This is a genomic window from Tardiphaga sp. (genome assembly GCF_044340795.1).
Classification (GTDB): Bacteria; Pseudomonadota; Alphaproteobacteria; order Rhizobiales; family Xanthobacteraceae; genus Tardiphaga.
Map to the genome: position 1 here is coordinate 1 of NZ_JBIISY010000208.1, position 9,989 is coordinate 9,989.

Annotated in this window: 7 protein-coding genes and 1 pseudogene; 3 read left to right on the forward strand and 5 right to left on the reverse strand. The window is 61.6% G+C overall.

Annotated features, from left to right (window positions below):
• Positions 1-79: 79 nt before the first annotated feature.
• The 3 genes from ACIQ17_RS25585 to ACIQ17_RS25595 all read right to left on the reverse strand — a co-directional run bounded on the left by ACIQ17_RS25585 (position 80) and on the right by ACIQ17_RS25595 (position 6,156).
• Positions 80-391 (reverse strand): AAA domain-containing protein, encoded by a 312-nt coding sequence (locus ACIQ17_RS25585; protein ID WP_398472082.1) that lies wholly within the window; start codon positions 389-391, stop codon positions 80-82.
• Positions 349-4,332 carry an AAA domain-containing protein gene (locus tag ACIQ17_RS25590; protein WP_398472084.1) on the reverse strand — a complete coding sequence of 1,328 codons (3,984 nt, stop codon included), beginning with the start codon at positions 4,330-4,332 and terminating at the stop codon, positions 349-351. The genes ACIQ17_RS25585 and ACIQ17_RS25590 overlap by 43 nt, the downstream gene beginning before the upstream one ends.
• Positions 4,333-4,572: 240 nt before the next feature.
• Positions 4,573-6,156, reverse strand: coding sequence for an anti-phage dCTP deaminase (locus ACIQ17_RS25595; RefSeq protein WP_398472085.1), 1,584 nt, complete (start codon positions 6,154-6,156; stop codon positions 4,573-4,575).
• A 62-nt stretch (positions 6,157-6,218) separates the two neighbouring features.
• Here ACIQ17_RS25595 and ACIQ17_RS25600 point away from each other — a divergent pair, with 62 nt between their 5' ends.
• Positions 6,219-6,422: a hypothetical protein gene (locus ACIQ17_RS25600; RefSeq protein ID WP_398472086.1), complete on the forward strand. Its 204-nt coding sequence runs from the start codon at positions 6,219-6,221 to the stop codon at positions 6,420-6,422.
• Positions 6,423-6,583: 161 nt separating this feature from the next.
• Here ACIQ17_RS25600 and ACIQ17_RS25605 read toward each other — a convergent pair whose 3' ends face one another.
• Positions 6,584-6,883 carry a nucleotidyltransferase domain-containing protein gene (locus tag ACIQ17_RS25605; protein ID WP_398472088.1) on the reverse strand — a complete coding sequence of 100 codons (300 nt, stop codon included), beginning with the start codon at positions 6,881-6,883 and terminating at the stop codon, positions 6,584-6,586.
• 116 nt (positions 6,884-6,999) lie between these two features.
• Here ACIQ17_RS25605 and ACIQ17_RS25610 point away from each other — a divergent pair, with 116 nt between their 5' ends.
• A complete protein-coding gene (locus ACIQ17_RS25610) occupies positions 7,000-8,022 on the forward strand; it encodes a helix-turn-helix domain-containing protein (protein ID WP_398472090.1) in 1,023 nt (340 codons plus the stop codon).
• Positions 8,023-8,210: 188 nt separating this feature from the next.
• Positions 8,211-8,798 (forward strand): transposase family protein, encoded by a 588-nt coding sequence (locus ACIQ17_RS25615; protein WP_398472091.1) that lies wholly within the window; start codon positions 8,211-8,213, stop codon positions 8,796-8,798.
• A 131-nt stretch (positions 8,799-8,929) separates the two neighbouring features.
• Here ACIQ17_RS25615 and ACIQ17_RS25620 read toward each other — a convergent pair.
• Positions 8,930-9,989 (reverse strand): annotated as a pseudogene (locus ACIQ17_RS25620) (vitamin B12-dependent ribonucleotide reductase); the annotation flags it as partial.

Below are 9,989 nucleotides of genomic sequence, written 5' to 3' on the forward strand. Positions count from 1 at the left end.
TCCCGTTGCGCGAGGCGCGCGAGCGCGACGACCTGGAGATCGCCTCGGACGAGCAGAGTGGGAGCAGAAGGCAGGCCGGTCATCTCTTTCGCAACTCGCAATCGTCGAAGCCCGGCATCGATACTGTTTCGCTCCGCTGCAAGAAGCCATCCACGAAATGCTTCAGCAACCGAGATTGATGGAGCGCTACCTTGTCCGAAGGCAGATGATCAACCATGCGCCGGCTCATGATGGCGATGAACTTGGCCTTTGCCCGGGACGCGGTGACATTGAAGCGGTTCAGGCTGAAAAGGAAGACCTCCTCCGCCGCGATCTGGTCCTTGTCGCCGAGTCCGAAGCTGGCGATCATCACCGCCTTCTCCTGCCCCTGAAAGCGCTCGACCGTGTCCACGGCCGCGAAGATCTCGTTGGCGTCGACCCGATCGGCGAGGGCAACCGAAAGCCTCTCGAACACTGCGGCCTGCTGCGCCCGGCGTTGTGGATCAGGGCTACGAGAGGAGCGGCGGGATCGAGAATGGACGCATAGGATGCAGACCATGGCACTTCGGAGTGCCAGCCTTTCGGCGCGCTCGCGGAAAGCGTATTTTCGGTCGCGAAGCGCAGGTCTGCGCTTTGCAGACTGGCATGCAACTCCGGATAGCCGGCCAGTTTCACGAAATCGATGATCTCGGCATTGGACCGGAAGCTGCGGTCGAGCATGACCCGCTCGATGCCGGTATCCACGACGCTCTTCTTCCGATAGTTGCGGTAGAAGTCGAAGATCGAGCCGACGATATGCTCGGCGCCGACGGGGGCCTCGATCGGGTGGACCGGCGCCATCTGCAGATCGTCGCCGACGACCGTGACGCGCGCGCCGGGCGCCAGTTTCGTGAATGCAACGATGGCATGAGCGACGTCCGCCTGCGAAGCCTCGTCGATCAGCATCACGTCGAACAGCGAAGCGACCCCGTTGCCGCCTCCGAGCTTGGCCATCTGATCCACGGTGCTCGCCACTACCACCAACCGATCGCCGGCAGCCAACGCCGCTTCCAGTTGCAGATTGTCCTCCTGAGATAGATCCGCCATCGATAGAAGATGCTCGCGCAGCTCCGGTGCCACGCCAGTTGAAACGTCGGCGCTCGCGGTTAGCCTGACGAGAAGCACTTCCTTTTCGATCCCGAGCTGCTTCAGCAGGGCGGGCAGCTTCCTGGCGACGTGATCGATCGCCACCCACGTGACCGCCGTGATGGCGATGCGGACCCCGGCGCCGGCGCCGGCAGCGGCCTTCAGGATGGCCGCCAGATACGATTGCGCCGTAGCGCTCTTCCCGGTGCCCGGGGGGCCCCACCAGATCGCCAGATGGCGCTCTACCGATCGTTCGATCGCGCTGAGCTGCTTGGGCGTGATGTTCGGGTTGATCTGGCGGACGATCGCCATCACCGTCGCGGAATCTGCGCCGGTCGGGCTCGCTGCCGCGACGTCCGCGTTCCAGATAAAGTCCTCTGCAGGTACGCTGGGCGTGGCACGGGGTTTCTTCGAAGCGATGTTGGCGATGCGGGCTGTGAAGAGCGGTCGGCTGATAGCGAGCGGAGGATTGCGGATCCCGGCCGCTCCCGACTTTCCGGACAACGCGATCTTCAGACGGCGGGAGAAGAAGTCGGTGACGACCTTGTCGAGAATGCCGAAACGGCCTTTGGCGTCGAAGTCGAAGGACGCGATGCCGAGCGCGACGATTTCGTCCAGAAGGCGCGATGCCTCGATGATGAGCCGGCGGTTGGCCCGGTCGAACCTCAGGACGTTGGCTCGGAGTTCGCCGCGCAGCGGCTTGTTGAAGTCCCAGTCGGCGGTCGGAACGCGCTGCTCGAGGGCGGGGTAGTCCCGCTTGAACGAAGCGACGGTCTGATGCTGGACCTGCGCCAAGAGATCTTCAGGGAAGAACGAGACGAGGTAGTCGTTCTCCTTGAACCGTGCCTCCTTCGAGGCATCGCGCAATTCGAAAACGAACACCCTGCGTTCGCCGACTCGGTTCTGAAGACCGTATGTCCGCAGACATTCGATGCGCTCGTCGCCGATCAAGGTACGCTGGACCCGGGCGCTGTCGTAACGCGCCTCACGTTCGTGGGGTGGCATGGCCATCAACAGGTCGTTTTCAAGCTGCTGAGAGGCGTTCATGAGGCGGGTGTGCTGATAGATGAGCTGACCGTCGAACCCGACGCCGGTCAACGCGTCGATCGGCGAGAAGACGTTGCCGACGTTCGGCGCCTCCGAGCTCAGGCTGTCCCTCAGGCGCCGGTTTAGACCCCGGACGACCCATTCGAGTGCGGAAAGCTTCGATTTGACGACGTTGAGCACCTGGCGCTGGTGCCACTGGTAGTCCTGCGACTTGAATGGTGATTTGCGCTCCCAGACCTCGCTCCCGCGCTCGGAAGGGATCTGGTCGGACAACGGGTCGAGGTAGAACTTGTTGACGTTGAACTTCCACGGCGGCTTGCCGTCGCGGACGCGCCGGTCGGCGTCCATATCGTTGGCCAGGTTCACCAGGCCATAGTGGTGCGGTACGGTGGAGGCGACGAGGCTGTTCACTATTTCGGACACGACTGTTAGCGGGGAGGAGACGCTGGTAAAGCGTGCATCTTCCAGCACCGTGTCGGCGGGAAAAAGCCAGGACGCAGGACTGAAGTCGGTGTCACCGACGGCGACGGGCGCGTGCACGACGTCGAGGTGGCGACCCATGATCCGGCACAGATGGTTGAAGACGAGCCGGTCCCAGACATAGAACTGAATCGAGACGTCCTTCTTCTTCTGATCGAAGAGCCTGTACCCGGCCAGTGTCTCCTGCCGGGCGAGCATGACGTCCTGGACGAGATGCTTCAGCCATTCCCCTAGGATCTTGCCTTCGGCATCGACCGAGCGCTCGGTGACCAGCATCGAGCGGTCCTTTTGCTTCCGCTCACGCCCATACGACTTTCCGGGAGCTCTGGGCGCATTTGGTACGCCGTAGACCAGCAGTGAACCTAAGGCAAAGGTGAGGCCGCTGCCGACGTCGAAGTCTGCCGAGATGAATACACGGATGTCCGAGAAGCTGGGGAGCACTGCCGATGTCCCGGCGCGATCCGGAATGTCGGCGGGGAGGGCGCCGATCATGGCCTTCCCGCGGGCGACCAGAACCGTGCGTTTCGCTCTCAAAGCCTGATGGGTCTCGAAGACCGGATTTCCCGCTGACGCCTCAGAAAGCGCCTGAACGCTGTCGATGCCGCGCTCCCGCAGCTTGCCGTGAGCTCCTTCGGTGAGACCGGCAACGCGGCTTGGATGGCCTTTGTCCTTGGCCATAGTCCAACAGTACGGCCGTTCCTCCCGGGCCGAACGAGTCGGTTCGGTCGCGATGCCGGCTTCCGCATCCTCCTCCGTCGACCATTTGTAACCCAGATAGTCGCAGCCCGAGCAGCGGCTATCGACGTGCCACGGCAGATCCCGCCACGACGGCTCAAGCAATACCTGCCGCAGGTCGTGACGCAGGAACCGACAGATACGACCCAGCACGACTTCCGGGGGCATGTGCTCCAGGTCGCGGGCGAGTGCCGCGAGATATTTTGCCGGCTCCGGAACAGTGATGTGCTCCTTCCGGTCCTTCCGCAGCTGGATTTCGATCTCCGAAGCATCGTGTTTGCCGGGCCAGACCGCGGCTTCGGCAAGGACGAAGAAGCGGTCGTCGAAGCCGTGGTCGATCAGCCAGCCGGCGAGCGTCATGCCGTAGTAGGCGAGCTCGGCGAAGTGCGCCGGCGATGCCTCGCCAGAAATTTTGATATCGATGATCTTGAGCCCGAGGCGTCCATCGGTGACGCTGTCGATGCCGCCGTCCACGCGGATCGCGCGGCGCGGTGCCGTCTCAGGAGGCGTCACCTGCAAGATGTCGGGCCGGATTGACGACAGCTCCAGCACGGTCGAGCCGCTGAAAGCCCGGCCTCCCGTCAAATCCTCGAGCCCGTGAGCTTCGATGAAACTGGCGGTGACGGTGTATTCGCCTTCGATGACCAACTGGCCGCTGGTCATAGAACCCAGGTGATCGGCCAACATGGTCTTGCCGAAGGCGAGTTCCTCGCCTTCCTCGAAGGGCTTTGTTTCGCCGTGAATAACCAGTCCGGGCAGAACTTTCGCGAGCTCGTTGAACTTCTGACGCTCATGGGAGCGGCCGGCCTGGGTCAGGAGCGCGAACCCGGGCCTATGCGTATCGCGCTTCGGACCCTTCGCGGCCAGACGGTCGCTGTCAGATTTATAGAGATCGAGCCGAAGCCGCCGACGGCAGTCAGACCTGATGAATTGCGAAATTGCGCGTTTGCCCAGCCGATAGGTCATGTAGCGGTCCATTGGCCGGCCTAGATCGCCGGGCGGAAAAGTTGTACCGCCGGAAGGTATCGCCTTTCAGTCCGCGCCTGAATCCAGACTTTGGAACAGGTCGAAGGTCTCCCCATCTTTTTGAATTTGACAGAGAATTTGCTGGGTAGCTGTTGTTTTGTTCTGTATTTGTTCTATATTGGACACAGAGGTTTGGTGACGCCCATGTGCACGACTGATCATTCCGATCGGACCAACCGGTTACCCACCGGGCCGTCTCTTTCTGGCTTTCTTCGCGGAGCGCTTGGATCCATTGGGAGCCGCCGCATTCTGTACGGCCAGTTTCTCGATAAGGGGGTTGAGAGCCCACAACTCAGTCTGGAAATACGCTGGGAATACTACGTCCAGCATCGGCTTCGGTTTGCCGGCGTACCAGCGTTGCGAGTTTCCGGACCCGTCCTTCCGCTTGCCCTTCGCGAAAATGTCTCGGTACCGCAGGGGGGAAATCCCGAGAAAGGGCACGAAGGAGACCTTTTCCGGCTGATTTTCGGTTTCGATCTCGATCTCGTCGCCATGCAGCGCCTTGGCCTGACTTTTCGGATAGGGTTCGAGGAAGACGACCTTGTCCAATCCGGACGCCAACAGGTGCTTGGTACAGTTGTGGCATGGGAAAGTCGTGCAGTAGAGGATTCCGTCCTTCACGGATTTGCCGAGCCGGGCGGCATCGCAGACCGCCGACATCTCGGCGTGCACGATGCGGCCGTACTCGGTGAGGTCCATGATGCGGGCATTCGTCAGGATGCCCTTGGACGATTTCGACGTCAGCCTCTGGACGATCTTGGCATCGCTGCCGATGTTGATGGCCGTCTGAGACAGCATCTTGGCGTTGCGAAGGCGCTCGAACAGGTCTCTGAGTATTTCCTTGCGGCTCTGTTCGTTCGGGTCGTGGCCCTTCTTGATGTCGCGATGATCCGGCTCTTCGAGATCCCAGTAAGTCCCGCCGTGGGCCTTCGGCACCTCGTTGCATCCCTGGACGATGATCTCGCCGCTTTTGCTGAACACTGCGGCGCCGACCTGGCGCGAGAGATCGGCGGACCGGAGGGACGCGCTCTTGGCGATGTACATCCCGTACTCGTCCTTTGTCGGCGTGATGTCGTTTCGCCCGAAGAATGCCTGGATGAAGCGGTCGATGGTTTCTTCCATCCGCTTCGGATCGAGGCCGTCGACGAAGACGTCACCGCGGTGGAAGGTGTCGCGCAGTTGCTGCCCGAACTTGTCGCTCTCGCTGGCGTCGCGCTCCATCAACTTATTGGCTTCGAACTGCAGCTGGGCTTCGGTGGTCTTCGTGGAGACCTGCGTGCGGAGCTTCTGGACGAGGCAGGCACGTCGGTCCACCTCGGACGCGTAAGCCGAGACAAGGATGAACTGACGACCGTAAACCTTGCGCAGAAGTTCGACTTCTTCAGGTGTCTTCAACTGACTGATGAGGTACGCGCGTTTGGTCGTAGGACCTCTCGTGCGCGTCTTGGTGTGGGAGAGTGCCTTCTTGCGAACCGCTTGGATCGCGATTCTCGCCAGCACGTCGGTTCCGACGTATTTTCGTCGCAGTGCGTTCGCGAACTCGATTTTCCAGTGGTAGAGCTTCAAAGAATCGGATGGTTTCGCCCTGAACTTCATGGGCATCTTCTCCATCTCGGCGCTCAGCTTGATGGGAACCGACGCGTAATCGACCTCGAGGAGTGCCGCGGTAAGGGCGGCCTGGATCGCGTCGGTGTCGATACCGATGGGACCCGCGATGGCGAAAATGAGCTCTGGAAACTCAATTGGTGCAGTTGTGTTTTGCATTAAGCATCCGCTAATTACGGAACACTAGGATTGAGCATGGCGACGAGAGAGTCGGGGGACAGATGACCAAGCGAGCGCATAAACACGCCCCTGATCTGTTCAGCGATCTGGATTCAATCATTCGCGAGCTCGGCAAGCTTCATCGTATTGTCGGAACCCGCTTGGTCGTTGATCCGGAAAAGGTTCGGCTGTTGCGGAACGCAAGCACCGGAAGCCGGGCCAGCGTCACGAAGAAGAAGTCTCCTGCGCGCAGGCTGACCGCCTAAGCACGTCTCTCATCTTGATACCGATAGGTTGCAAAATCCTTTAGCGACTCGCCTCGATAGCGTGCGCGAGATCGTCGCGTTCGGCTGAAGCGATGGTCTGTCGCGGAATGTCCGAAGCAGGGCCTCCTTCCGCACCCAGTAGTAGGATCTTGATGCGGAGCTCACAGCTGCACTCCGGTCTCGCGGGCAACGGCATCGATGTAGCCGTTTTTGCGGGACGGCCCTTCGAGCAGCAGATCCACCCGCCGTTCTCCAATTTCCTTTTCGAGGTCGCAAAGGTAGTCGATCTTGCGACTGAGTGTCGCGAGTGCATCGTCCTCGACCTCGATGTGAAGATCGACATCGCCGCCGCGACGGGTGTCGTCGACGCGCGAGCCGAACAGCCGCACGACGCAATTTGCGCCGAAGTGCTTCTCCGCGCATGCCTTGATCGAGCTGATGTCCTCTTTTGTGAGACGCATGCTTCACCCTCGGTCCCTCGAACTTAGGCAGAGGAACGGCGATCTCCAACTTCCGACGGGCGCACGTTGCGCCTTGCAGCAATCCGGAGTCGGATGGCGTCCGAAAGGAAATTCGGATGGCCAATGTCGGTGGCAACCTCGAAAACGCGGCGCTTCTGGAAGAAGCACGCCTGCGTTCGGGCTTTCTCACTGCGGACGAAGCCGCGAACCATCACGGCTGGGACCGGTCCGCATACTGGGAAATGGAAGAAGGCCTTACGCGCATAACACCGAAGTTTGCCGGGATCTTCGCCGCGGCATTCGGCGTCGATCCGGAGACTTTGCTGCAGGAGCGCGGGTTCGATGAGCGGCGCCTGAACAAGCTGGAGACGTCGAATAATCGCAGAAGGGCCGCTCTGGAACGCCACCGTAACAAGGAAGTCAGAGTTAGACCGGGTCTGACGCCCCTGGAGCGGGGCAGGGTGGACATGGGAGCACGGGTGCGGTTCGCCGCGACGATGCGCGACTTCTCGGCCACCGTGAGACACCGCACCAGGTTCGGAATCGCCTTCGATCTCATTCGGCGACACGAAAAGGGCGAGGAGAAGATCTCCGATCGCTTCCTCCTGGCGTACGCGGCGGCCTATTCGGTCAGGAAGGAATGGCTTGAGACCGGCAATCTGCCGTCCGGCCTCGGGAGGGAGGTCGATCTCCGCATCGCTGCGCGCGACCTCAAGGGTGGAGATCTAGTCGACCAGGCTGACCGCCTGCGTCCATTGGCCGACCCGCCGGATCCCGTCAGCAGTCGGATGGTCATGGAGATGTTTCGCGTCGCCGCTAACGGACTCGGGCCAAACGTAGCCGGGGTCGATGCGGACGTGCTCCTGGACACAGCGGGCTCCAATCCTTCCATCGAGGTCGAGGTTCTGAGAGCGCTGACGGGGGCCGCCTACGCTGTGATGGATCCCGCGCAGAAAGCTCACTATCTCGGCTTGTCGCAGGTCCGGACGGCGCTAGGGCGGGCTCTGGGAACGCGAGGCCCGCTTCCTGAAGAGACGATGGAATTCTCCATCATCCTCCGTGAGGCCGCGGAGCGAGCCCGGACCGAACGGCACAAATCGGATGCACCGGACGAGCCGCCGGGCTTCTCGCCAAAATGATCGCTTTCATCCACGAGACGGGCATTGCCAGGGAGACCATGTCCCACACGAAAAGCCGAATCGATTTTAATCGATGCGATCTCCAATCCTTAAGCGTTCTCGGGGATTTAGCAGCTTCGGCTAAGGTTCGGTAGCAACACGATAAGCCGAATATCTGATCTTGGCCGCCGACATCCCGGAGGCCGATGGTGGCGGAATCGTTCGACTTTCCTGATTGGCATATTGATGACAAGGCCATTCGCACGCGGTCGAGCCGGCGCCTGGTCGTGATCGCGGCGCGGTACGGCAAGGATCCCGAGCGTTGCCCGACATGCGGAGACCGGACCGCGCTCCGGGCTCATGGCAGAAAGGTCACCGCCTTTCGAGACCTCCCCGCGGAGGATGGCATGGCTGTCCGCATCGAGGTGACACGCCGCCGCTACCGATGCGCATCCTGCCTGGGGACTTCGTTGCAGCCGCTGCCCGAAATGGACGGCACGCTGCGCATGACGCACCGACTGGTGCGGTTCATCGAGAACGAGGTATCGCGGCAGCCTCTGACGGCGATTGCCGAGGCGGTCGGAATTCATGAGAAGACGGTGCGCCGTCTCGTCGAGCGTTACTTGCCGGCGTTCATAAATCGCAAATCCAAGGTGCGGAAACGGGGCGTAAACGCTCCGAGATCTGTTTTGCCATCATCCGCAACGCGACCAGACGCGGGAATCAGGGGCGCGAGCTCAGTCGACCGACCTCCTCAGGTGTTGAGGCCGCCGATCCAGTATCGAGCGATCGAATAGCAAAAGGCCCCGCCAGCGATGGCGGGGCCTTTTTTGTGCCAGTCTGCGATGGACATGGCAGACTGTTAAAAATGGACACCGAAGTGCGTGGGATGGACAACTTTGTCCGACCCCACACGGGAACGTTGCTATCAGCTGCAGCCCGTCGTGCTGCCGCAAGTATCACACTTCATACACGTGCCATTCCGCACCAGCGTGAAGTTCGAGCACTCTCCGCACATGTCGCCTTCATAGCCCTTGGCCTTGGCTTCCGCGCGGCGCTCGGCCTTGGTCGGAGCAGCGGTCGCTGCCGCCGTGCCGGGCTTGCTCCAGGCCTGCGCCTCGAGCTTCTCGGTCGGCGACAGGGCCACCGTCGGCTCCGCGGTCTTCAGCGCCACGGCGCCTTCCGCATGGCCGCCGGCGAAGGCGGTGACGCGGTTGCCGCCTGCCGGGGCGTTGTCGGCCGGGGAGGCGACGGCGGTGGCGCCGCCGCGCATGACGACGAGATTGTCGGTGCGCGAACGGGTCAGGCCGCGCGAGACATATTTGCTCGCTTCATCCGGCGCCTTGCCTTCTTCCTCGCCCTTGCCCAGCGCATCGAAGCCGGTTTCGGAGAGGTCGACATGGCCGAGGTCGAAACGCGACATGTAGGAGACCGCGAGTTCGCGGAACACGTAGTCGAGGATCGAGGTCGCGAACTTGATGCTGTCGTTGCCCTGCACCGGGCCCGCGGGTTCGAAGCGGGTGAAGGTGAAGGCGTCGACATATTCTTCCAGCGGCACGCCATACTGGAGGCCCAGCGAGACGGCGATGGCGAAGTTGTTGATGAAGGAGCGGAGCGCCGCGCCTTCCTTGTGCATGTCGATGAAGATCTCGCCGAGGCGGCCGTCATCATATTCGCCGGTGCGCAGATAGACCTTGTGGCCACCGACCACGGCCTTCTGGGTGTAGCCCTTGCGGCGATCCGGCATCTTCTCACGCTCGCGCATGACGACGATGCGCTCGACCAGACGCTCGACCACCTTCTCGGAGATCGCGGCGGTGCGGGCCGCCATCGGCTTCTCCATCAGGGCCTCGATGCCATCCTCGTCCTCGTCCTCATCAGAGATGAGCTGCGAGTTGAGCGGCTGCGACAGCTTCGAGCCATCGCGATAGAGCGCGTTGGCCTTCAGCGCCAGCTTCCACGACAGCAGGTAGGCGGACTTGCAGTCC

Coding starts and splice junctions, on each gene's coding strand:
- ACIQ17_RS25590 (WP_398472084.1), bottom strand. CDS start 4,332: ATGACCTATCGGCTGGGCAAACGCGCAATTTCGCAATTCATCAGGTCT.
- ACIQ17_RS25595 (WP_398472085.1), bottom strand. CDS start 6,156: ATGCAAAACACAACTGCACCAATTGAGTTTCCAGAGCTCATTTTCGCC.
- ACIQ17_RS25600 (WP_398472086.1), top strand. CDS start 6,219: ATGACCAAGCGAGCGCATAAACACGCCCCTGATCTGTTCAGCGATCTG.
- ACIQ17_RS25605 (WP_398472088.1), bottom strand. CDS start 6,883: ATGCGTCTCACAAAAGAGGACATCAGCTCGATCAAGGCATGCGCGGAG.
- ACIQ17_RS25610 (WP_398472090.1), top strand. CDS start 7,000: ATGGCCAATGTCGGTGGCAACCTCGAAAACGCGGCGCTTCTGGAAGAA.